This window comes from Mycolicibacterium nivoides (genome assembly GCF_003855255.1).
Lineage (GTDB): Bacteria > Actinomycetota > Actinomycetes > Mycobacteriales > Mycobacteriaceae > Mycobacterium > Mycobacterium nivoides.
The window spans coordinates 3,902,472-3,925,189 of the sequence record NZ_CP034072.1 but is presented as its reverse complement, the minus strand read 5'-3'; the positions used below and the strand labels follow the sequence as shown (position 1 = coordinate 3,925,189).

Below are 22,718 nucleotides of genomic sequence, written 5' to 3'. Positions count from 1 at the left end.
GAACATGACGACCACAAGGCCCATCCAGTCACATGCGAACGCCGGTAACCGCTTCTCCCTCGACGGCTTCACCGGAAGTGGATACAGTCGCGGCCGCGGAGTGGCGATTCAGCTCCTGTGGCTGATGTCGCGCGGATTGTTGATGAAGTGGTGGTGCCCGAACGCAGTTCGCATCACAGTGCTCCGGTTGTTCGGAGCGAGAATCGCTGCCGGAGTGATTGTTCGGCACCAGGTGAAGATCCATTGGCCGTGGAAATTGGCGGTCGGACGCAATTCCTGGATCGGCGAGGAGGTCTGGATCCTGAACCTCGAACGATTGCAGATCGGATCGAACACCTGCATATCGCAGGGGGCGCTCCTGTGCACCGGGAGCCACGACCGACACAGTGCCACTTTCGAATTCGACAACGCTCCGGTTGTCATCGGGGATTCGGTATGGGTCGCTGCGCGAGCGACTGTGCTGCGGGGTGTTCACATCGGAGACGGCGCGACGGTCGGGGCAACGGCGGTGGTGGCCGGTGACGTTCCCGCCGGTGCCACAGTGCTGGCAGCTCAGCCACACGTCCGGTGATCCCCACGATCCTCACATGGAGATACGCATGCATTCTGATTCCCTGATCTACGTCGCCGGCCACCGCGGCATGGTCGGCTCCGCGATTGCGCGCCGACTGCGCGACGCGGGCTACCGAAATGTCCTGACTCGCACGCATCAGGAGCTTCCCCTCGACGACGCGACGGCGGTGGAGGGGTTCTTCGCCTTGCAGAGACCCCAATATGTGGTGCTAGCAGCTGCGAAAGTTGGTGGAATCATTGCCAACTCGACCTACGGTGCTGACTTCATCCGTGAGAATCTCAAGATTCAGACCAATGTCATCGACGCTGCGTATCGGTACGGAACACGAAAGTTCATGTTCCTGGGGTCGAGCTGCATCTATCCCAAGTACGCCGAGCAGCCGATCGTAGAGGATGCGCTTCTCTCGGGTCCGCTGGAAGAGACCAACATGCCCTACGCGATTGCGAAGATCGCAGGTATCGCGATGTGCGATGCGTATGCAAAACAGCACGGTTTCAACGCATTCGCAGTGATGCCGTCGAACGTGTACGGGGTGGGCGACAACTTCCATCCGGAGTATTCACATGTGGTTGCCGGGCTGATGCGTCGATTCCACGAAGCCAAGTTGGCGAACCTGCCGGAAGTCGTCGTGTGGGGAACCGGGGCACCGTTGCGGGAATTGATTGATGCCGATGACCTCGCCGACGCATGCGTCTTCTTGCTGCGGGACTACGACGACGGGGGGATCATCAATGTCGGTTCCGGACAGGAGATCTCCATTCGAGATCTTGCCCTGCTGATGAAATGTGTGGTGGGTTTCGAGGGTGAGGTGACCTTCGATGCGTCCCGGCCGGACGGGACTCCGCGCAAGATCATGGACAACGGCAAACTGAGGAGTCTGGGTTGGCGTCCCACCCTCACGATCGAAGCCGGGCTGAAGAAGATGTACGTGTGGTTCTCCGAGTCGCAAGCCGGTGACGGTGGGGCGAGGAGATCACCGTGAAGAAGCTCGAATTGCTGGTTTGGCTGCTGCCCAGCAGTGCGCTGAAGAACAAACTGCTGCGCATGTTCGGCCACGATGTTTCCCCGTCCGCCAGCATCGGTCCAGTGTTGGCATTGAACGTCGGTCGTGCCGTCATCGGAAGAGGCACAACGATTGCCGCGCTGAACGTCTTCCGCTCCTTGCGATTGCTGAAGATGGGTGATGGGGCCACGATGGGTTCGTTCAACATGATTTCTGCGCACCCCGCGTATCAGGAATTGCACCCGGATGTTGGAAGCCTGATCATGGGCGACGGCGCAGCCATCACCAGTCGGCACAATGTCGACTGCTCGGGGACAGTCCGGATCGGCGACATGTCCGCTGTCGCGGGTCAGCGGACGACCATTCTGAGCCACGAAATCGACATCGTCCTCAACATCCAGTCGGCAGGGCAGGTCGTCATAGGCGAGCGTTGCGCTGTCCTGACCAACTGCTTGGTGTTGAAAGGCGCTGTCCTTCCGCCTCATTCGCTGCTGATTGCGAACTCGATGCTGATCAGGAGCAGGGAGCTCAATCCGGCCCCGGGCATTTACGGAGGCTCTCCTGCTCAGTTCATCAGGACCAATCCGGCGGATGATGAGAGTTGGTTCGAGCGGAAGACGAGCGCTACGACGGAGCTGAGGATCGACCTTCCTCGCGGCGCAAACTCGAACGGCCTAGCCTGCGGGTCCCGGCAAAGTCGTACTTCAACAATGCAGCAATAGCGATGGGGCGGGCGATGGTTGACTTCGCGCAGTCGAGGATCACGATCGTGATCCTCCAGGCCCGCAGGGCCTTTCGCGACATGCGCGATCGGTGTGCCCTGCCTTCTGTCCTTCCTCCCATGATCCTCGATTGTGACCGCGGCGATGGCGGGACGGACCTGGTGGAGACGGTCGTCCTATGAAGGTCTTGCAGGTGCTCACGCTGATGTCGCCCGACGGGGCATATGGCGGTCCGGCCCGGGTCGCGCTCAATCAGTGTGCCGCCCTGCTGGAAGCAGGCCATGAGCCGACCTTGTTGGCCGGAGCGCACGGCTATTCTGTTCCACCTCAACAGATCGACGGCACACCGGTCCGGCTGTTTCCGGCTCGGCGAGTGCTACCGCGGGTCGGCTACGCCGCGACCTGGGCACCCGCGATGGTCCGCTGGCTCAAGCGACACGGATCCGGCTTCGATGTGGTGCACGTGCACCTGGCGCGCGATCTGGTGACCATCCCGGCCGCCCGGGCCGCACTGCAACTCGGGCTGCCAGTCGCGGTGCAGACGCACGGGATGATCGTCACCGGTACGCACCCGCTCGCCGCACCCATTGATGCACTGTGGACGAAGAAACTGCTCGGATCGGCCGGCGCCGTCTTCTACCTGAATGAGGAGGAACGCACTGAACTGAGCATCATCGGCGGTCCGGGGCTGCGGCTCGAACCGCTCGCAAATGGTGTCCCGGTGACAGCAGAAGCTTTCTCGGACCGGCGGACTCAGCCCCCCGAGGTGCTGTTCCTCGCGCGCCTTCACAGTCGGAAGCGTCCCGAGGTTTTCGCCGCTGCGGCACTCGAACTGCTGCGCAAGGGTATCGATGCGCAGTTCGCTCTCGTGGGTCCGCCGGAAGGGGCTGAAGCGGAGGTCGACCGGATCATCGCTGAAGCACGCGCGGATGGCTTCAGCGAATCACGCCTGCGTCGGGAACCTGCTGTGGCTCCAGGGTATGCGGCCGAACGGATGCGGGCGGCGTCGGTGTATGTGCTTCCTGCCGTGCGTGAACCGTTCGGAATGTCCATCATCGAAGCTCTCGCCGAATCGGTGCCGGTGGTGACCAACGCGGACGGGGGGCTCGCCGGCTTCGTGGAACGGAGCGGTTGCGGTGCGGTTGTCGCGGGCACCCCGCACGACTACGCAATTGCGATCGCGCGCTTGCTGGACGATCCCGTGACCGCGCGAACACAGGGTGCGGCCGGGCAGGCGGCGGTACGCGAGACGTATGGCATGGCGTCAGTGCGCCAGAGACTCGAAGACGTGTACGGATCGATCATGGTGCGAAGGATGAGATGAGCAAACGGACCCACGGCTCTCTTTGGCCGGGCCTACAGGTTGCATTGGCAGCGGTGCTCGCCGCTGTGGTGACCGGCGCGCTGTGGTGGGGATTTGTTCGAGGGCGAACTGCTGTTGCCGCACAAGGGATCAGCGTGGAAGCCACCTTCGCGGACAGGCCCAACGGGCCCGCGCCCGAGCGGTTCGACGGTGGTGAGCCGGCGCGCGTCATCGGTACCCCGGGGGACCCTGGCGCGCAGCCCCGGATCCTCGACGGGCGGCTCACCTATCAGCCCGCAGGGGAGGAGAACGCGGCAGGGTTCTTCAGCACCCCGGATCTGGGAGCGCCGGTGCGGTCCATGGGCGCACGATTCGTATTCCGGCCGAGTGGCGGCACCAAGGGAGCCTTGGCGTTGGTGGTGTCCCGCGGCGTCAACTCCGAGTTCCCGCCGATGATCCGGCCGCTGCCGGTGCACTTCGTGTTGACGCCGGTGAACTGGAACGTCAGCGTGTCGCATTCTGCCGGAGACCCATTGGATGTCATCGCGGCCGGCGAGTTTCCGGAGACATTGGCCGAAGACGGCACAAGCGCGTACGAGGCGCGGCTCACCATCAACGGTTCCGACCTCACCCTGGATCTCCCGCAGGGCGTGCACCGGACGATCTCGGATCCGCGGATCTCGGAATGGCAAGGGAGTTACGCAAACTTCGAACTGTTCGTCAACCACGGATTGACCGATTCATTGCCTGCCTTGGAGAAGGTATGGGCGTCGGCGGCGGGGGAGTAGCCGCCGTGGCGCGGCCGTCGACGTTCAGCAAGGCGCGGGCGCTGGCCGGCGGAATCGATCAGGCGTTCTCCAGCCTGAGCAATGGTCTGATCATCTACGCGATCGCGGTCGTGACCACGGTTGCCGACTTCGGTCGGGTCGGCCTGGTGATGACGCTGCTGGCAGCCGCCATCGGTGTGTTGCGCGGTGCCTTGGGTACACCGCTTCTCCTCAGTTCGGCGAAATCCGTTACCGATGTCCGCCGGGAAGGCGGATATGCGATCACGACCGCGTTCGTCATCGCGCCGGTCGTCGGAATCGCGATGGTCGCTGTCGCCGGTCCGGCGGTGCGCACTCAGGCGGTGTTGCTGCTGCTGGCCACCCCGGTGGTGCTCGTCCAGGATGTGTTGCGTTACATCGCTATTGCTGAGGGCTGCTCGTACATCGCGGCGATCTGGGATGGCGTGTGGTTCGTCGGCTCGGCACTTCTGCTGGTGGGGACCTGGCTCAGGCTGCCGTACATCACCGCCACTTCCCTGGTGTGCGCCTGGGGTCTGCTTGCCCTCGTAGCTCTGCTCGGCATGCTGGTCACGGTCCGGGTGCGCCCGAGGCTCGCGGGCTGTGGCGATTGGCTGGCCGACGGTTGGAGACACCGCCTCCGCTACGGCACTGAGGCGGGACTGGAACAGGTCACCGTGTTCGCCGTGCTGCTATTCGTGATGCTGGTGCTCAGTCCGGCCGTGACTGCCGCGATTCGGGGCGCAATGGCGGTCTTGGCGCCCCTGGCGATCCTGGCCAGTGCAGTGCCACTGATCGTGATATCCGAGGGTGCACGCCTCACGATGCGCCCGACGCAGGTGTGGCGAATCCTGGTCCGGGTCACGGCAGCGTTGTCGCTGGCCGCCGTCACGTTGGGAATGGTCCTGTACTTCCTGCCACTGAAGTGGGGCGAGTTCCTCCTCGGTGAGACATTCGCCGCGACGCAACAGATCGTCCCGATCATCGCCTGTGAGTACGCGCTCGGCGGCTGGGCGATCGCGGTGGCCATCTATCTCCGTACCTTCAACCGAAGTCGTGATGCGCTCGGGTTGAAGGTCGGCTACGTGGCGGTGATGCTCGTGACCTCATTCGGAGCCGCGGTCGCGTTTCGCACGGCATCCGGTGTGGCACTCGGCATGGTCGCCGCGACGGCCTTCGTCGCGACGATGGCTGTGCTGTGGTTCCGGCCGTGGGCCGGTGACGACGTACTTCCCCGAATGCCGCACCTGCGCATACTGGCCGACCCGAAACGGAAGGTGCGGCCCCTCACCGCGGATTCAGTCGCCCGGCCTGAGCTGGGTAACACCATGGCCGCACGCCTGGCGTCGCGCGTACCCGCTTCCAACGGCCTCCTGACCCTGTGGGTGGGCGCCATCCTGGTCATCTTCGGACCGGTGGCGATCATCAGGTACACGGGCGTGCCGGACAACGGACTGTGGCTGTGGTCGTTGCCGGTGATCGTCCTGGCCGGAATGCGATTCGCCTGGTTGATCGGCACCGGCGAACGTCGGCTCTTCGAGATGATGTATTGGGCCTTCGCTTATGCGTTCCTGGGCCTCGCGCCGTTGGCCCAGCTTCGGATGGACGCGTTTCCCACCACCATTGCCCGAATTGACCAGAGCCTGATCGGGGTAGGGTCCCTGATCGCGGTCGTAGGCTGTTGTGCCTTTCTGCTCGGCGCGGTGACGGACAACGCAATGATGTTGCGCGGCAAGGCTGGACTCGCCAGGCAGGCGAGACACCTGTCGCGTGTGTTCACCATCGATCACACGCGCCTGCTGTTGTTGGTGGCGTTCGCCGTCATCTTGAACGTCTATTACCTGTCGAAGGTCGGCTGGATCCAGTTCCTCAAGAGTCGCGACGCAGCGTTCGCGGTATACGACGCGATATGGCAACCCGGCACGCCGGGTGCCATGGTTCGTGGCTGCTCTTACATGGCTCTGCTGATGGCTTTCGTTGCGCTGGTTCGGTTTCGCCGAGAGTTGAAGCGCGCCACCGGGTGGGGATTCCCTGCCTCGGCAGGGTCGCTGAGACTGAATCTCGTTCTGATCCTGTTGATCGGGGCGTTACTGGCCAACAGCGTGAATCCGATATCGAACGCCCGGTACCTCTCCGGTACGGCGATCTTGGGCGCGGCGACGGCCTTGGGGCTGGCGGCGACGAGAACCAGATTCCGAATAATGGCGGCATCTTTCCTGCTGGGCCTCCTCGTTGTCTTTCCACTGGCTGACGCATTTCGATACGGGAGTCAAGCCGATTTCAAAGCGGCCAATCCGATTGAGGCATTGTTATCACCCGATTACGATTCGTTCGGGCAGTTGGTCAATGGATTTCTGGTGGCCGAGCGGAACGGAATCGTCCCCGGCAGGCAACTACTGGGCATGTTGTTGTTCGCTGTCCCGAGAAAGTTCTGGGAGGACAAACCCGTCGATTCCGGCATTCTCATCGCAAATGTGCGCGGTTACTCGTTCACGAACCTCTCGGCGCCGCTGTGGGTGGAGTTCTATTTGAACGGCGGCTGGATTCTGCTGGTCCTGGGCATGTTCGGCCTGGGTTGGTGGCTGCATCGGATCGATACGGGAATCGAGCGACAGTTCAATGCGGTTGGAATGCCCGCTTTGCTCAGTTGTGTCCTGCCGTTCTACATGATGATCCTGTTGCGCGGATCGCTCCTGCAAGCAGCTTCGTATCTGTTCTTCATTCTGCTTTTCGCGGCATTCCTACGAAGATCCTCGGCGGGTCCACAACCGGCGCACGGTCTCGCCCGTGCGCCGGACGATCCCCTTGTCTTCGAACTGCCCGATCGGCCCAGGGAGAACCATGTTCGGGTCTAGCGGGAGGTCGGCCGGCTTGACGCGCACCACTTTGGTGCTGGTCAGCAGCGTTCTCGTGGCACTGATTGTGGGTGGCGGATACGTGCAGTGGCACCGCAACGATGCAGCTATGCGTGGGCAAGCGCCCGACTCCGCAGTGCCCTCGATCGGGTCGATGTTCGACTACAAGCCGACACTGCTGATTGTCGGTGATTCCTTCGCCGGCGGCACTGGCGATCCCACGTTCCGCCCGTACCCATATCTTCTCGGCGATCGGCTCGGCTGGAATCTCAATGTGGATGCCCAGGGCGGTACGGGATTTGTCAACGCCGCGGGTGATCGCAACGCGCGCGGTGTCCCTTTCATCGACCGCCTTGCTCGGGATGAACAGCTGTACAACGCGGATTACGTTCTGATCGACGGTGGCCGCAACGATCTCGGCCTTCCTCCCGTCGAAGTCATTCCCGCTGCCGATGAGTACATGAAAAGGGCGCATGCCGCCTGGCCTAAGGCGAAGATCATCGTGATTCTGCCGTCGTACGTCTCGGCCGAGGAAGCGGCGAACTATTACGCAGTTTCTGCCGCAATGAGGCGAAGTGCCGAAGAAGTAAACGCCTATGTCATGGATCCGGTAGCCGAGGGCTGGTATCGCGGGAAGGATCTCGCTCCGTTGTTCTGGAAAGACGGTGTTCATTTGAATGCCGCAGGCAACGAATATTACGTCAGTCGGATAATCGATGACCTGAGAGCCATGGGGTTGGCGAAATGAAAAGTATCGGCACCTTGCTCGCGATTGCCCGACGTCACTTTCTGACGCTGCTGTGCTGCGCGTTGCTCGGCGGCGCCATCGCCAGCGCCATTACCGTTTTCATGCCGGTGGAGTACCAGGCACGTGCCCGCGTGATGATCGTGGCGCCCTACTGGAACGATTCGACAGCCATTGCGGATCCGAATATCGGCGGTGCGGTCCTGGCTTATGGCGACGAGTTCACCCAGCAGCGGGTGGCGAGCTATGGCCGGCTGGTGGAAACCCCGTTCGTCACGGGGCCGGTGAGCCAACGTCTGGGCCTGGGGATCTCGGCACAGGATCTGAGCCGGAAGGTGTCCACCCATGTGATCCCGGATACGGTCATCATGGAGATACAGGCGGTCGACCCGTCTCCGACAACAGCAGCCCTGATCGCCGACGAGACGGCGCGGCAGCTGATCGATACCGTCAAGGAGGTCGAGCGACCGCCTTTCACGCGGGTGTCGCCGATCCAGCCGCTGTTGGTGGAAACCGCCGCTGTTCCCACTCGTCCGGTGTCACCGCGGACGACGCTGTATGTCGGATCGGGATTACTCCTCGGGTTCCTGACCGGCTTGACCTACGTGTCGATGCGGGAAGGCAGGGCACTTGCGGAGCTCGTGGGCTCCGAAGGTGACGACGACGTACTCGGGATTCTGTCGGCGGATGAACCGGACAGTGATCTCGTAGATGCGGACGCGGGTTTCGCCGAGCTCCAGATCAACCGGCTGCGCGGAGATGTCTGGGCACCTTTGCTTTTCGTCGCCCCCCGGGGCACACCGGCGGTGATGGTGGCCGCTCGGCGACTCGCGGCAGTCATGTCCGCCACCGGGAGTCGGCAGCCGGTCGTTGTCGTTGCCGATTCGTCGGTGGACACCGGTGCGGCGGGACAACCGGGGCTTCTGGATGTGACCGCGGGCCGGGCCGCGCTCGACGATGCGCTCGTGCTCGACGAGGTCGGGGGATTCGAGTGGCTGCCGTTCGGGCGTTCGAACGACTCTGCCGCGCGTGCGCGTTGCGACGCACTGAGTGCTGTGCTGGATCAATTGGTGGTCTGCAACGACGTCCTCGTCGTTGTGCCGGCGGTGCTGGAATCGGTCGACGCGATCGATCTGGCGGGTCCGGAAAGCGTGACGGTACTGGTAACCGAAGCCCCGGGAACATCGAGGTCCGAAGTGCGAGAAGCCGAGCGGCTTTTGAGGATGGGGCAGGGGCGGTACGTCGGGCGGATCGTCGTGGCGACGCCTGCATTTGCACACAACAGCTTGGTCGACAGGTTGTAGTCGGCATTACGAATCGATGATCCGGAGGACCATGGAACTTTTGAAGCGATGGTGGATCGTATTGCGACGACACTGGTTGGTCGTCGCCGTCTGCCTGGTGGTGGCGTTGGTCGGGGTCAGCGCCTACAACGTCACCGCCCACAAGGAATACACGGCTACGACCCAATTGTTTCTGCGGGCACCCGATGTCAAGACATCGGCCGGCGCATACCAGGGCGACCTCTTCTCGCGGCAACGTGTTCTGACGTACTCGAAGATGTTCAAGAGCGACGATCTCGCTCAGCGTGTCATCGACCGGCTGGGACTCAAGCTGACCCCCCAGCAGTTGGTCAGCCAGGTGTCCGCATCGACTATCAAAGATACTGTCCTGATGGTGGTTTCGGTGACCGATCCGAATCCAGAACGGGCGGCAAACATTGCCAACGCCTACGGTGACGTGCTCGATTCCTACGTGGCGAAGATCGAGTACATCGACAACAACCCAGATATCCCGCCGCTGGTTCAGGTGGTGACCCGGGCTAATCCGGCCAGCGCGGTTCCGACCGGATATCCGTTGTGGCAGATCATCGCTGCTGCGTTGGTCGGTGCCCTGGTGATGGCGCTGACGCTGATCTGGCTCCTCGAACGCTTTGACACCAAGGTGCGGTCACGCCGTGGTGTGGAGGCGATCACCGGCAGCCCAGTGATCGGCCAGTTCGCGCGCAACAAGGCGTTGGCCCGGAATGCTGACGCGGAAGCGGTTTTCGATACCGACGAGAGTTTCAGGCAAGCTGCCTTGCGCCTGAGTGTCAACGTCGATTCGGTTCTGGACCGTCTTTCCGACCTGAGCAAGCCGCCCGTGTTGGCGGTGGTTGCACCCCGCCATGGTGACGGCGCCAGTACGGTGTCGCGAACGCTCGGCCGAGCATTCGCCGAACGCGGAAGATCCGTCGTCCAGATGCAGTTCGGACCGGAAAGCGAAGTGTCGGAGCCGCAGCACGCGTATGCCGGTTCCGTGACGATCAGGACGGTCAGCCTGGTGCCCGTGCTCTCCGCTGAAGCCTTCGATTACCGCCTGGATGCCGCGAAGGACGGTGCCGACATCGTCATCATCGATTGCCCAGCTTTCACGGAATCCGTTGAGGCCCACGTTCTGGTCGGTGCTGCCGACGTCGTCGTCGAGGTGGTCGACGCCGGCGCGACGACGCGTTCTCTGACCGAGATCACGGACGGCACGGGGGTAATCGGCACCCCGGTCCTCGGGGTGGTCGTCAACTTCGCTCGTGTCTCCACGACGGTGGACGGCCGCTATCTGTAGGGGCGGGGTCGCGTTGGCGCGTCGGTCGGTCATCTCGGTCGTCGCGCTCGTGATGGCATTGGTCGCCGCCAGCCTCTATTCCCCCCATTCCAATCCTCAAGAGGAGGAGACACGCACCGAGCACGCCATCACCGCGTACCTACCTTTCGACCTGCCCGCCGGCCCGGCGCCTCGTAAAGTATTCGCGCATTACGTACCGAACTTCCCCATATCAATTGACAATGTGGACGGCAGTAATGATTATTACGAGCTCCAATACCGTTCCCAGGAAGGCGAAGGGGGCATTCACGCCAGTTACGGCGGATTGCTCCGAGATCGGCCGCTGCCCCGCAAGCGCATCGATCAGGCGGATTGGCAGATCGCGGATTTCACGACCGAGATCGGTCAAGCCAGATCGGTGGGCATAGATGGATTCGCAATAGACGTCATCAAACCGCGATCGCAATCTAACGTGGTGGACAATCTCTTGGCGGCCGCCCAGATTGCCAACTTCGGCATTCTCATCACTGCCGATATATCTGGTCCGCTGTCCTATCTTTCTGTTGAGGAGTTCGTCGCAGACATTGGCACGTATCTCGCCGCGCCTGCTGCATATCGGCTGGCAGACGGCACTCCGGTGCTCAGCGCGTTCGCCGCGGAGCTCCGAACGCCGCAGTGGTGGGCGGTAGTGCTGGAAGCCCTGACCGCGAAATTGCATACCAAGATTGCCTTCGTTCCCATTTTCGTCGACGCCTCGAACAAGATCGCCGCCTACAATTCGATCTCCTACGGATTCTCCGCCTGGGGCGGCAGAAATCCTCGCGGAATGTCCCTGTCAGATCACTCTCACGGCTCGCCGGCGGATCTGATCAACCAAGCACATTCTCTTGGAAAGATCTGGATGCAGTCCGTTCCGTTTCAGGACAGCAGGCCACGCAGCGGTACCTTCGAAGAATCGTTGAACGGGACGACCAATCGAATGGCGTGGCAGCTGGCGATCGCGCGGGAGGCCGAATGGGTTCAGCTGATCACCTGGAACGATTACGCGGAATCGACGGCGATGGCTCCATCGGTCGCCCACGGATGGCGAATGCTCGATCTCAACGCGTACGACATCGCCAGATTCAAATGGGGTGAGCCGCCCAAGATCACCCGCGATGCGGTTTTCGTCTCCTACCGTATCCAGCCGGTCGCAGCTCTTCCGACATACCCCGAAACCCTGCTGATGCGTCCGGTGGCCGAAACCACCGAACCGCGGGATGCCATCGAGGTAGTGAGTTTTGCCACCGCTCCCGGCCGAATCGACATCGTTGCCGGCGACCAAGTGACAACATGTTTCGCCGCCCCCGACCGCGGAGTCTGTGTGGCACCGTTGCGTCCGGGATCTTTCACGGTGACTATGACCCGTGCCGGCGTCGTGGTGGCGTCGGCGCAGACAGATGTCCCGGTGGAGGACCCGCCATTCGTCCAGGACCTGCAGTACCGATTGGTGGGAGGTTTGCGGTAGCACCCCTTGCAGGGTGGCTTGGCCCGGAAGTTCCCCAGCGACCCGAGGGCGCATCTTCTTGCCTACGCAGGCATTGCCCGCGAACTGATCGAGCAACGCTGACGCGGTTTTGGCAAATGCCTCCCGCCGGTGCAGTCCGGTTGCGATCATCAAGAACGCCGGATTCCTCGCGGGGAGGGTCGAAGTGAAGATCGTGTGTGTCGGTGGGGGACCTGCCGGATTGTCGTTCGCGACCTTGATGAAGATGCGTGACCAGGCGCATGAGATCACGGTTCTGGAACGCAATCCCGCAGGATCGACGTACGGCTGGGGAATCACCTACTGGCAGCCACTTCTGGACAAGCTCGTCGATATCGATCCGCGCCTGGCGGACGAGATCCAGGAGAGTTCCTTCCGTTGGTCCGGCAGCCTGGTTGACCTGGAAGGCACTCGGACGGAGAGCCTCGGGCACAGCGGATTGAGTATCAGTCGTCAGGCGCTGGTCGACATATTGGCCAGGCGTGCAACAGAACTCGGAATTGACATTCAGTTCGAGCACGATGTGGCGGACCCGTCTCAACTACCTGAAGCCGATTTGATAGTCGCGTGTGATGGCGTCAACAGTCGGCTGAGGAAGCTCCACTCCGGTACTTTCGGGACCAACGTCGTCACGGGCAGGAACAAGTACATCTGGCTGGGGACAGGCAAGGTTTTCGATGCGTTCAACTTCGCATTCACCGAGACCGACGCCGGCTGGATCTGGTTCTATGGCTACGGTTTTGACGGGCAGACCAGCACCGTCATCGTCGAGTGCTCACCGGAGACCTGGGCCGGGCTCGGCTTCGACGCGCTGGACGAGAAGGGTGCCACGGCGCTGTTGAGCAGGATCTTCGCGCGGCAGCTGGACGGTTATCCGCTGTTGAGCGCCGCGCCCAATCACACCGGGGCAGTGTGGGGGAACTTTGCGACGGTCACCAACGAGCGATGGCACCACGGCAACATCGTCTTGATGGGGGATGCGGCTCACACCACGCATTACAGCATCGGATCGGGGACGATCCTGGCGCTTGAGGACGCCATTGCTCTCGCTGAGAAGCTCTGCGGGGAGCAGGATTTGGTGTCCGCGCTCGATGCGTACCAAACCGAGCGCTTGCGCGCGATAGTGCCTCACCAGGGCTGGGCACGAAATAGTGCACGGTGGTACGAAGACCTTCCGCGTTACATTCGATTGCGGCCGGCGGAGTTCTCGGTAGCGCTCCGGGCGCGCCGATCACCGATGTTGCCCCACTTCCCGCCGCGGATCTATTGCCGGCTGTACCGAGTGGTGGAGCGACTGTACCGACTGACACAAGAATCGGCGGGGCTGCGCAAGTTGCGGGAACAGTTGGGGCCCAAAGCTATCCGATCTGGTGGGTGACATTGCCCCCAAAACGACGCTGGAGTGGCTGTCGATGTCGACAGCCACTCCAGCGTGACAAAGCGGGTGGAGAAAGAAGGCTAGGCCGGGACGAGCTCCACGCCCGACAGTACGACGGCGTTGTCCCGCGACGGTGCGGTGAGCACGCCGATGAACTTGCCGTCTTCCTTCCAGATGTTGGCCTGCAGGGTCTCGCCGGGGAACACCACGCCGGCGAACCGCGCACCGTAGGACGCCACCTGCGAGACGTCGCCGTCGAGCAGGTTGTCGACGATGGCCTTGCAGCCGATGCCGTAGGTGCACAGCCCGTGCAGGATCGGTCGATCGAAGCCAGCTGCTGCGGCGAAGGCCGGGTCGGAGTGCAGGGGGTTACGGTCGCCACACAGCCGGTACAGCAGCGCCTGCTGCGGCAGCGTCGGCAACGAGATCTCGATATCGGGTGCGCGGTCAGGCAATTCGGCCGAGGTCGCGGGTCCGCGCTCGCCGCCGAATCCGCCCTCGCCGCGGGCGAAGATCGACCGCTTGGTGGTCCACAACACCTTGCCGGATTCATCGGTCACCGTGGATTCGCTGACGATGACGGCGGCCTTGCCCTTGTCCCAGATCTCGGTGAAGCGCTGCACAGACTTCGCGGTTCCGCTGGTCGGGATCGGACCGGGCACGCTCACGGCCTCGCTGGCGTGCAGCACCTTGGACAGCTCGATGTCGATGCCGGGGAACTGCACCTTGGGCGGCTCGGTCATGTGGAAGCTGACCGCGACGTTGCCGAACGTCGGCAGCACCTGCGGGGTGTCGTCGACCAGATAGCTCAGCTCACGCGCGTCCATCGGGTCGGCGCCCGCGCCGAGACCCAGGTGGTAGAGCTGGATGTCGCTGCTGGTCCAGGAGAACTCGATGGGTTCCAGCTCGGCGCCGAGCGCCTTGTCGAGATCGATGGGCATCTACTTCTTCCCCAGGTTCGAGGTCGCCGCCGGGGCGGCTCCGGCGATATCAAGTGCTGCGAGGTAACCCCAGGTCATGGCCGGTCCGATGGTCCCGCCCGGGCCGGGATAGGTGTGACCCATCACCGGTGAGCTGACGTTACCCGCGGCATAGAGACCCTCGATGACCGAGTTGTCGTCGCGCAGCGCGCGTCCCTGCAGATCGGTGCGGATGCCGCCCTTGGTTCCCAGATCGCCCGGCACCATCTTGGCCGCGTAGTACGGGCCGTGCTTGATCTCGCCGAGGTTCGGGTTGGGCTTGTTGGTCGGATCACCGTAGTAGCGGTCGTAGGCGCTGTCGCCGCGCTTGAAGTCCTCGTCCACCCCGGTACGGGCGAACCCGTTGAACCGGTCGATGGTCGCGGCGAACGCGTCGGCGGGCAGGCCGGTCTTGGCGGCCAGCTCCTCGAGGGTGTCGGCCTTGACGATGACGCCTGATTCCAACCACTTCTTCGGAATACGTTGTCCCGGCTGCAGACCCGCGAAGATGAAGCGGTCACGGTACTGCTGGTCGAAGATCAGCCAGGCCGGGATGTTCTCGCCCGGGCCCGAGCCCTGGCCGTATTCGCCGCCGTACATGTGGTGGCAGGCCTCGACGTAGGGCATCGACTCGTTCATGAACCGCTTGCCGGCCATGTTGACGATGATCGAGCCGGGGGAGTTGCGCTCGGACAGGGCGAACCACGGCGAGTCGGTCAGCGGGACCGTCGGGCCCCACCACGAGTCCTCCATGAATTCGAGTGCGGCGCCCTGCTTTTCGGCGGCAAGGATGCCGTCGCCGGTGTTGGCCACCGCGCCCACGGTCCACTCGGTGGTGATGGGTGCGCGCTGGTACTTCACCCGCATCTGTTCGTTGTGCTCGAATCCGCCGGAGCCCAGGATCACGCCGCGGCGCGCCCGGATCAGCCGCGGCTCAGCGGAACTGTCGCGGGGATCGACAACGTAGATGCCGCGGACGACGCCGTCCTCGACGTAGAGATCGGTCAGCGCGGTGTTCAGCTGGACCGGGACGCCGGCCTGCTGCAGGCCGATGCGCAGCGGGGCGATCAGTGCGCGTCCCATGCCGACCAGGTTCTTGCCGGTGGCGTTGGCCCACACGGAGCGGACACCCACCTTGATGCTGCGCAGCACGCCGCGGGGATGACGCTTGAGCTGGTTGAGCCGGACGTAGTCCTGCTGCATCACCACCATGTTCATCGGCACCTTGCCGTACGGCGGCTCCAGGCCCTTCTCGTCAACACCCAGCTTCTTGGCGTTGAACGGCTTGGGCTCCACCGAGCGACCGGTGGGCTTGCCGCCCGGCGTCTCGGGGTAGTAGTCGGAGTACCCGGGCACCCAGCACAGCTTCAGCGGGGAGTTCTTCAGGACAAAGGACAGCATCTCCGGCGAGCGGTCGAGATAGGTGTCGATCTTCTCCGCTGGCACCACGTCGCCGATGATCTTGTGCAGGTAGGTGCGGGCGGCCTCGGGGGTGTCCTTGACCCCGTCACGCTTGAGAATCTCGTTGTTCGGGATCCACACCCCACCACCTGACCGCGCAGTGGAACCTCCATAGTGCGGCGCCTTCTCTACGACTACTGTCGAGAGGCCCTGGTGGGCTGCGGTGAGGGCGGCGACCATGCCGGCAGCGCCGCTGCCGACCACGACAACGTCGTACTCCTGTCCAGTCATGTAGAACACGTTATAGAATTGACCGGCAATCCAACAACCGCCCCGGTCAAAGAAGTGAGGGGAATTCACCAGAATGCTTAGCGACGAGGTGCGTGCCCAGCTGGCCGCCGACCTGGCCCAGGCCGAGCGCAGCCGGGTTCCGATGACCCCGTTGACCGACGGTAACCCCGACATCGATGTGGTGGATGCCTACGAGATCCAGCTGATCAACATCCGGCAGCGGGTCGCCGAGGGTGCACGGATCATCGGCCACAAGGTCGGGCTGTCCAGCAAGGCCATGCAGGACATGATGGGCGTCGACGAGCCGGACTACGGCCATCTCCTCGATGAGATGGAGGTGTTCGAGAACGTCCCGGTGAAGTCGTCGAACTTCCTGTACCCGCGGGTCGAGGTCGAGGTTGGCTTCATCCTGGCCGACGATCTGCCCGGGGCCGGATGCACCGAGGAAGACGTGCTCGCCGCGACGGCCGCGTTCGCTCCCGCGATCGAGCTGATCGACACCCGCATCACCAACTGGCAGATCAAGTTGTGCGACACCATCGCCGACAACGCCTCCAGCGCCGGGTGGGTGCTCGGGGAAGCGCGGGTCTCGCCCAAGGACATCGACATCTGCAGTATCGACGCGGTGTTGACCAACCACGGCAAGGTCGTGGCCGAGGGACGCAGCGATGCGGTGCTGGGAAATCCGGTCACCGCGGTGGCCTGGTTGGCCCGCAAGGTGGAGAGCTTCGGGGTGCGCCTGAAGGCCGGTGACATCGTGTTGCCGGGCTCGTGCACGCGTGCGATAGATGCACCTCCGGGCAGCGATTTCGTCGCTGACTTCGCCGGGCTAGGTTCAGTGCATCTTTCTTTCGAATGATGTTTCGAGGATAGGGAGCCGATATGGCTGAAAAGGCATCAGTTGCCATTGTCGGGTCGGGCAACATCAGCACCGACCTGCTGTACAAGTTGCTGCGGTCGGAGTGGCTCGAGCCGCGCTGGATGATCGGTATCGATCCGCAGTCCGAAGGTCTGGCACGTGCCCGGAAGCTGGGCCTGGAGACCTCGCACGAGGGCGTCGATTGGCTGCTCGCCCAGAGCGAGAAGCCGGACCTGGTGTTCGAGGCGACCAGCGCCTACGTGCACCGCGATGCGGCCCCGCGCTATGCCGAGGCCGGCATCCGCGCCATCGACCTGACCCCGGCGGCCGTCGGCCCCGGCGTGATCCCGCCGGCCAACCTGCGCGCGCACCTCGATGCGCCGAACGTCAACATGGTCACCTGCGGTGGCCAGGCCACCATCCCGATGGTGTACGCGGTGAGCCGTGCCGTCGAGGCACAGGGAGGCGTGCCTTACGCCGAGATCGTCGCGTCGGTGTCGTCGGCCTCGGCCGGTCCGGGCACCCGCGCCAACATCGACGAGTTCACCAAGACCACCAGTGCCGGCGTGCGCGACATCGGTGGGGCCCGCAACGGCAAGGCGATCATCATCCTCAACCCGGCCGAGCCGCCGATGATCATGCGCGACACCATCTTCTGCGCGATCCCCGAGGACGCCGACCACGCCGCGATCACGCAGTCGATCAAGGATGTGGTCGCCGAGGTGCAGACCTACGTCCCGGGCTACCGCCTGCTCAACGAACCGCAGTTCGACGAACCGTCCGTGGTCAACGGTGGAAACCACCTGGTCACGGTGTTCGTGGAAGTGGAGGGTGCCGGTGACTACCTGCCGCCTTACGCTGGAAATCTGGACATCATGACCGCGGCCGCGACCAAGGTCGGCGAGGAAATCGCGAAAGAGTCGCTCGCGGTGACTGGAGGTGCTCAAGCATGAGTGACATTTTCTTCAACCCCGCATGGGACGTCCGGATGACGGACACGTCGCTGCGCGACGGGTCACACCACAAGCGGCACCAGTTCACCAAGGACGAGGTCGGCGCGATCGTCGCCGCCCTGGATGCCGCCGGTGTCCCCGTCATCGAGGTGACCCACGGTGACGGCCTGGGCGGGTCGAGCTTCAACTACGGGTTCTCCAAGACCCCGGAGCAGGAGCTGATCAAGCTGGCCGCCGAGACGGCCAAGGAAGCCAAGATCGCCTTCCTGATGCTGCCCGGTGTGGGCACCAAGGAAGACATCAAGGAAGCCCAGGGCAACGGTGGCTCGATCTGCCGTATCGCCACCCACTGCACCGAGGCCGACGTGTCGATCCAGCACTTCGGGCTCGCCCGTGAACTGGGCCTCGAGACCGTCGGGTTCCTGATGATGAGCCACACCATCAGCCCGGAGAAGCTGGCCAAGCAGGCCCGCATCATGGCCGACGCCGGCTGCCAGTGCGTCTATGTCGTGGACTCCGCGGGTGCCCTGGTACTCGAAGGTGTCGCCGACCGGGTGGCGGCCCTGGTCGCCGAATTGGGATCGGATGCCCAGGTTGGCTTTCATGGCCACGAGAACCTCGGCCTCGGCGTGGCCAACTCGGTCGAAGCCGTGCGCGCGGGTGCCAAGCAGATCGATGGCTCGTGCCGTCGCTTCGGCGCGGGTGCGGGCAACGCGCCGGTCGAGGCGCTGGTCGGGGTGTTCGACAAGATCGGCGTCAAGACCGGCATCGACTTCTTCGACATCGCCGATGCCGCCGAAGAGGTCGTCGCCCCGGCGATGCCGGCCGAGTGCCTGCTGGACCGGAACGCGCTCGTGATGGGCTACGCGGGGGTGTACTCCAGCTTCCTCAAGCACGCAGTGCGCCAGGGTGAACGCTACGGGGTGCCCGCCCACGAGCTGTTGCTCCGCGTCGGCCAGCGGAAGCTGATCGGTGGTCAGGAAGACCAGCTCATCGACATCGCGCTGGAGATCAAGCGCGAGCAGGAAGCCGCGGCCGCCAAGGCCTAGCCACCGACTGTGAGTTGATCGGGATGGGACCTTGGGTCCAGTCGTGGATCTGGCCCATCCCGATCACCGGTGTTTGGCAGCAGTTGACACAGTTTTATTTTTAAGCGGATTGCTTAGTGCCCCTTCGGTTTCGGCGATTGAGCCGTTGGCGTGGTGAATGATGTCAGTCGAGCCCGGCATGATTGGGCCATGGCAACCCGCGAGCAGGCTCAGTCGATCCTCGAACAACTGGCCGGGTCCGAGGCGGTTCTGCGAGATGATCAGTGGGCCGCCATCGAGGCCCTGGTGGTCGAGCGGCGCCGGGCGCTGGTCGTACAACGCACCGGGTGGGGCAAGTCCGCGGTCTACTTCATCGCGGCCAAGCTGCTGCGCGCCTCCGGTCGCGGGCCGACGGTGATCGTCTCCCCGCTGCTGGCGCTGATGCGCAACCAGGTGGCCGCTGCCGAGCGCGCCGGGGTGCGGGCCGCCACGATCAACTCCGGCAATGTCACCGAGTGGGACGCGATCCACCAGCAGGTCGCCGATGGGGAACTCGATGTGCTGCTCGTCAGCCCCGAGCGGCTCAACAATCCTGACTTCCGCGACAACGTCCTACCGGCGCTGGCCGCTGATGCGGGCCTGGTGGTGGTCGACGAGGCGCACTGCGTTTCGGACTGGGGACACGACTTCCGGCCGGACTACCGCCGCATCCGTACCTTGATCGGCGAATTGGGTTCGCAGATACCGGTTCTCGCCACCACCGCGACCGCCAACGACCGGGTGGTCGTTGACGTCGCGGCCCAACTGGGAGTCGGCGGGTCGGACACCCTGGTGCTGCGCGGTGGTCTGGACCGTGAATCGTTACGGCTGTCGGTGGTGCAGGCGGGCACTCCCGCGCAACGTGCCGCCTGGATTGCGGCGCAACTGGATTCCCTGCCCGGCTCCGGCATCATCTACACCCTGACGGTGGCCCAGGCGCATGACGTGGCGGCACTCCTTGCCGAGCGTGGCCACAAGGTGGCGGCCTATACCGGGTCCACCGACACCGCCGAACGCGAACAACTCGAAGCCGACCTGCTCGACAACCGGGTCAAGGCACTGGTGGCGACGTCTGCGCTGGGGATGGGCTTCGACAAACCCGACCTGGGGTTCGTCGTGCATCTGGGGGCGCCATCGTCCCCGATCGCCTATTACCAGCAGGTGGGCCGCGCCGGGCGTGCGACCGACAGCGCCGAGGTGATCCTGCTCCCCGGCACCGAGGACCAGGACGTCTGGAGGTATTTCGCGTCGGTGGCCTTCCCATCCGAACCCATGGTGCGCCACGTCATCGGGGCACTGGACACCGACCGTGCACAGTCCACACAGGCGCTGGAACCGCTGGTCGATCTCAACCGGTCCCGACTCGAGATGGTGCTCAAGGTGCTCGACGTGGATGGTGCGGTCCGCCGGGTGAAGGGCGGCTGGATCGGCACCGGAATGCCCTGGAGCTACGACGAGGCCCGCTACCGGGCACTTGACGAGGCGCGGCGCCGGGAGCAGCAGGCAATGCTCGACTATCAGGCCACGGACGGCTGCCGGATGGTGTTCCTGCGCGGCCAGCTCGACGATCCCGAGCTGGTGCCTGGCGCGCGATGTGGACGATGCGACAACTGCACCGGTCGGCGCTACCAGGCTGCGGTGGCGCAGGACATCCTCACCGATACCGCGCAGCGGTTGGCCAGGCCAGGTGTCCTTGTGGCCCCGCGCAAGCAGTGGCCGTCCGGGCTGGCGGCGCTGGGTGTGCCGCTGTCCGGCCGAATCACCGAGGGCGCCGCGCCGGGCCGGGCGATCGGCAGGTTGACCGATCTCGGCTGGGGATCGCGGCTACGGCGCCTGTTGGCCGAACCTGACGGCCAGGTGCCCGACGACGTCATCGGCGCGGCCATCGAGGTGCTCAAGGCATGGGATTGGGATCAGAGGCCGGCTGCGGTGATGGGCCTGGACTCTCGGACACATCCGGTGTTGATCTCCTCGACGGTGGCGCGGCTGGCGCAGATCGGGCGGCTGACGAATCTGGGCGTCCTGCCCTACGCCCCGCAGCACCGGCCTGTCACGGCCGCGAATTCGGCCTATCGGGTGGCCGCGCTGGACGGCGCTTGGGAACTGCCACCACTCGATTCGAAGGGTCCGGTGTTGTTGGTCGACGACATGACCGACACCGGATGGACCTTGACGATGGCCACCCGGCTGCTGCGCGATGCCGGAGTGGCCGAGGTCTTGCCATTGGTGTTGGCGAGCGTCAGCTGACTGCGAGCGAACTTCTGAGGTTCGGTCGGCGTGGTGGAAAACCCGGTGCAAAGTGACGCTGCCAGCAATTAAGCCCTGAGTTTGTTTCACAAGGCAAAGAGTGTTGTTTACTGCTTCTGCAAGTGTGTGCACTTATCGCGCCAATTGGCCTGGGTTAGACGCCGGCCGTCGGTCGCTCGGGAAGCGGCGATGAAGATCAAGTGGGCATCGGTCCGGTGCTGCGGATTCCGTGCCAATTGTTCGCTAGTTTTTGCGATCGAAAAGTTTGAAAACAAACGATCTTGATAAAACGGTAAGGATTGCCTGGCTAACTGTCGCTCCACGGTTCCGATCGCGATTCATCGCGAGTAGCGGTTCCCGGTCGTTTCGCTCTGATTTTGCTGAAACCGTGACGCCGGGGGTTGAGCCACCCATAGCCGGGGCTGGGGCGTTGTCGGCGTGCCGGCACTATTGGGCTCAGCTTCGCTAGATAGAACTACACGCGTGTTCTTGATATCGGCGGCGGTCATCGTATCGCTGTCAATCCCGGGAGTTGCCCGGATGGAATCGATGTGCGGATGCCGCTTCTTCTCTGTTCTGGGTCAAACGAGCTGCCGGGAACGAGCTCGGTCCTGCCGCCGCTCGGACGGAACTCGAACGACGCGGTCGGCGTGTGTTTCTGCTGGGAATCGCCTGTGTACACGGTTTGAAGGGCCGTTGTGACCAGGGTTCTGGGGCGCCCGCGAGGCGACGCTGACCTCGCTGTGTACCCGATCCGCTCGCCGCACCCCGTCCCCGTCGTAACGGTGGATTACTCGTCACCCGCATGCGGAGAATTCGGCGATGGATCTCGTCGGTCGTCGCGCGCGATGAAGTTTGAGGGCGACATTCACCCGTAGTTGTCGGCGTCGAGGGGCGACGAGTCGTTCTTCCGAAACCGCTGAAAGGTCGCGAGTCGCGCACGCCAGTCAGGTCGTAGCCGCGATTGCGGAGTGAATTTGCTCGACATCTGCGGGGTCCTCGATCGGGAAGGTGAATACCCTCGATGCAGCAACAGATAATTCTTGGATCGCTAATTTCTGCACCCCCGTCAAGAAGATGTGGATATGCTGGCGCTCTGCAACTAGACACGTCATAGCTGGAGTGGGCCAAAGAAACAGGCATCGTGCGGACAAGGTGCGGGACTGGGTGTCGTGCATCGGATTCCTGAGCGATTTTTACTGGTCGACTCGACGGTGGGGAGGACCAGGTGAGCATCAACCCGTTTGACGACGAAAATGGCCGTTTTCTCGTCTTGATCAATGACGAGGAGCAACACAGTCTGTGGCCGACTTTCGCGGACGTGCCGGCCGGCTGGAAGGTGGTGTTCGGCGAAGCCGATCGCGCTGCGTGTCTGGACTATATCGAGCAGAACTGGCCGGATATCCGGCCGAAGAGCCTGCGTGATCGATTAGCGCAGAGCCAGGGGTCCGATCGGTAAATAAGGGGGCCG

The 22,718-nt window shown here is 63.5% G+C and carries 18 protein-coding genes and 1 pseudogene; 17 read left to right on the top strand and 2 right to left on the bottom strand.

Annotated features, from left to right (window positions below; all coding sequences use genetic code 11):
- Nucleotides 1-4: 4 nt before the first annotated feature.
- The 12 genes and pseudogenes from EH231_RS19140 to EH231_RS19090 all read left to right on the top strand — a co-directional run bounded on the left by EH231_RS19140 (nucleotide 5) and on the right by EH231_RS19090 (nucleotide 13,470).
- A complete protein-coding gene (locus tag EH231_RS19140; RefSeq protein ID WP_124713081.1) occupies nucleotides 5-571 on the top strand; it encodes an LbetaH domain-containing protein in 567 nt (188 codons plus the stop codon).
- A gap of 16 nt (nucleotides 572-587) precedes the next feature.
- Nucleotides 588-1,556, top strand: a complete 969-nt coding sequence (locus EH231_RS19135) for a GDP-L-fucose synthase family protein (protein WP_277425639.1) — start codon at nucleotides 588-590, stop codon at nucleotides 1,554-1,556.
- A complete protein-coding gene (locus EH231_RS19130; protein WP_124713080.1) occupies nucleotides 1,553-2,299 on the top strand; it encodes an LbetaH domain-containing protein in 747 nt (248 codons plus the stop codon). The genes EH231_RS19135 and EH231_RS19130 overlap by 4 nt, the downstream gene beginning before the upstream one ends.
- A 178-nt stretch (nucleotides 2,300-2,477) precedes the next feature.
- Nucleotides 2,478-3,623 carry a glycosyltransferase gene (locus tag EH231_RS19125; protein WP_124713079.1) on the top strand — a complete coding sequence of 382 codons (1,146 nt, stop codon included), beginning with the start codon at nucleotides 2,478-2,480 and terminating at the stop codon, nucleotides 3,621-3,623.
- Nucleotides 3,620-4,390: a hypothetical protein gene (locus EH231_RS19120; RefSeq protein WP_124713078.1), complete on the top strand. Its 771-nt coding sequence runs from the start codon at nucleotides 3,620-3,622 to the stop codon at nucleotides 4,388-4,390. The genes EH231_RS19125 and EH231_RS19120 overlap by 4 nt, the downstream gene beginning before the upstream one ends.
- Nucleotides 4,366-7,242 carry an MATE family efflux transporter gene (locus tag EH231_RS19115; RefSeq protein WP_124713077.1) on the top strand — a complete coding sequence of 959 codons (2,877 nt, stop codon included), beginning with the start codon at nucleotides 4,366-4,368 and terminating at the stop codon, nucleotides 7,240-7,242. The genes EH231_RS19120 and EH231_RS19115 overlap by 25 nt, the downstream gene beginning before the upstream one ends.
- A gap of 16 nt (nucleotides 7,243-7,258) precedes the next feature.
- Nucleotides 7,259-7,990, top strand: a complete 732-nt coding sequence (locus tag EH231_RS19110) for an SGNH/GDSL hydrolase family protein (protein WP_164480951.1) — start codon at nucleotides 7,259-7,261, stop codon at nucleotides 7,988-7,990.
- Nucleotides 7,987-9,291: a YveK family protein gene (locus EH231_RS19105; RefSeq protein ID WP_124713075.1), complete on the top strand. Its 1,305-nt coding sequence runs from the start codon at nucleotides 7,987-7,989 to the stop codon at nucleotides 9,289-9,291. The genes EH231_RS19110 and EH231_RS19105 overlap by 4 nt, the downstream gene beginning before the upstream one ends.
- 16 nt (nucleotides 9,292-9,307) lie before the next feature.
- Nucleotides 9,308-9,577 (top strand): annotated as a pseudogene (locus EH231_RS34835) (Wzz/FepE/Etk N-terminal domain-containing protein); the annotation flags it as partial.
- 39 nt (nucleotides 9,578-9,616) lie between these two features.
- Nucleotides 9,617-10,588 (top strand): hypothetical protein, encoded by a 972-nt coding sequence (locus EH231_RS19100; protein WP_241177767.1) that lies wholly within the window; start codon nucleotides 9,617-9,619, stop codon nucleotides 10,586-10,588.
- Between the two features lie 13 nt (nucleotides 10,589-10,601).
- Entirely contained in the window at nucleotides 10,602-12,074 is a 1,473-nt protein-coding gene (locus tag EH231_RS19095) for a glycoside hydrolase family 71 protein (RefSeq protein ID WP_124713073.1), read from the top strand.
- A gap of 244 nt (nucleotides 12,075-12,318) precedes the next feature.
- Complete coding sequence (locus EH231_RS19090; RefSeq protein ID WP_241177766.1) at nucleotides 12,319-13,470, top strand: FAD-dependent monooxygenase; 1,152 nt, start codon at nucleotides 12,319-12,321, stop codon at nucleotides 13,468-13,470.
- Between the two features lie 80 nt (nucleotides 13,471-13,550).
- On the opposite strand, the gene EH231_RS19085 is transcribed toward EH231_RS19090, so the two are convergent.
- Entirely contained in the window at nucleotides 13,551-14,411 is an 861-nt protein-coding gene (locus EH231_RS19085; RefSeq protein WP_090430643.1) for an enoyl-CoA hydratase ChsH3, read from the bottom strand.
- Nucleotides 14,412-16,121, bottom strand: a complete 1,710-nt coding sequence (kstD, locus tag EH231_RS19080; RefSeq protein ID WP_090430886.1) for a 3-oxosteroid 1-dehydrogenase — start codon at nucleotides 16,119-16,121, stop codon at nucleotides 14,412-14,414. It lies immediately after the preceding gene.
- 73 nt (nucleotides 16,122-16,194) lie between these two features.
- On the opposite strand from kstD, the gene EH231_RS19075 reads away from it, so the two are divergent.
- The 5 genes from EH231_RS19075 (at nucleotide 16,195) to EH231_RS19055 (ending at nucleotide 22,706) form a co-directional block, all read left to right on the top strand.
- A complete protein-coding gene (locus tag EH231_RS19075) occupies nucleotides 16,195-16,980 on the top strand; it encodes a 2-keto-4-pentenoate hydratase (protein WP_090430645.1) in 786 nt (261 codons plus the stop codon).
- Between the two features lie 23 nt (nucleotides 16,981-17,003).
- Complete coding sequence (locus tag EH231_RS19070; protein ID WP_090430648.1) at nucleotides 17,004-17,933, top strand: acetaldehyde dehydrogenase (acetylating); 930 nt, start codon at nucleotides 17,004-17,006, stop codon at nucleotides 17,931-17,933.
- Complete coding sequence (gene dmpG / locus EH231_RS19065) at nucleotides 17,930-18,982, top strand: 4-hydroxy-2-oxovalerate aldolase (RefSeq protein ID WP_090430649.1); 1,053 nt, start codon at nucleotides 17,930-17,932, stop codon at nucleotides 18,980-18,982. The genes EH231_RS19070 and dmpG overlap by 4 nt, the downstream gene beginning before the upstream one ends.
- A 189-nt stretch (nucleotides 18,983-19,171) precedes the next feature.
- Complete coding sequence (locus EH231_RS19060; protein WP_090430651.1) at nucleotides 19,172-21,247, top strand: RecQ family ATP-dependent DNA helicase; 2,076 nt, start codon at nucleotides 19,172-19,174, stop codon at nucleotides 21,245-21,247.
- 1,228 nt (nucleotides 21,248-22,475) lie between these two features.
- Nucleotides 22,476-22,706 (top strand): MbtH family protein, encoded by a 231-nt coding sequence (locus EH231_RS19055; protein ID WP_090430653.1) that lies wholly within the window; start codon nucleotides 22,476-22,478, stop codon nucleotides 22,704-22,706.
- The last annotated feature ends 12 nt before the right edge of the window (nucleotides 22,707-22,718 follow it).

Excerpts from the sequence above, each read along its gene's own strand:
- EH231_RS19140 (WP_124713081.1), top strand. The coding sequence starts at position 5 with ATGACGACCACAAGGCCCATCCAGTCACATGCGAACGCCGGTAACCGC.
- EH231_RS19135 (WP_277425639.1), top strand. The coding sequence starts at position 588 with ATGGAGATACGCATGCATTCTGATTCCCTGATCTACGTCGCCGGCCAC.
- EH231_RS19125 (WP_124713079.1), top strand. The coding sequence starts at position 2,478 with ATGAAGGTCTTGCAGGTGCTCACGCTGATGTCGCCCGACGGGGCATAT.
- EH231_RS19120 (WP_124713078.1), top strand. The coding sequence starts at position 3,620 with ATGAGCAAACGGACCCACGGCTCTCTTTGGCCGGGCCTACAGGTTGCA.
- EH231_RS19115 (WP_124713077.1), top strand. The coding sequence starts at position 4,366 with ATGGGCGTCGGCGGCGGGGGAGTAGCCGCCGTGGCGCGGCCGTCGACG.
- EH231_RS19105 (WP_124713075.1), top strand. The coding sequence starts at position 7,987 with ATGAAAAGTATCGGCACCTTGCTCGCGATTGCCCGACGTCACTTTCTG.
- EH231_RS19090 (WP_241177766.1), top strand. The coding sequence starts at position 12,319 with ATGCGTGACCAGGCGCATGAGATCACGGTTCTGGAACGCAATCCCGCA.
- EH231_RS19085 (WP_090430643.1), bottom strand. The coding sequence starts at position 14,411 with ATGCCCATCGATCTCGACAAGGCGCTCGGCGCCGAGCTGGAACCCATC.
- kstD (WP_090430886.1), bottom strand. The coding sequence starts at position 16,121 with ATGACTGGACAGGAGTACGACGTTGTCGTGGTCGGCAGCGGCGCTGCC.
- EH231_RS19075 (WP_090430645.1), top strand. The coding sequence starts at position 16,195 with ATGCTTAGCGACGAGGTGCGTGCCCAGCTGGCCGCCGACCTGGCCCAG.
- EH231_RS19070 (WP_090430648.1), top strand. The coding sequence starts at position 17,004 with ATGGCTGAAAAGGCATCAGTTGCCATTGTCGGGTCGGGCAACATCAGC.
- dmpG (WP_090430649.1), top strand. The coding sequence starts at position 17,930 with ATGAGTGACATTTTCTTCAACCCCGCATGGGACGTCCGGATGACGGAC.
- EH231_RS19060 (WP_090430651.1), top strand. The coding sequence starts at position 19,172 with ATGGCAACCCGCGAGCAGGCTCAGTCGATCCTCGAACAACTGGCCGGG.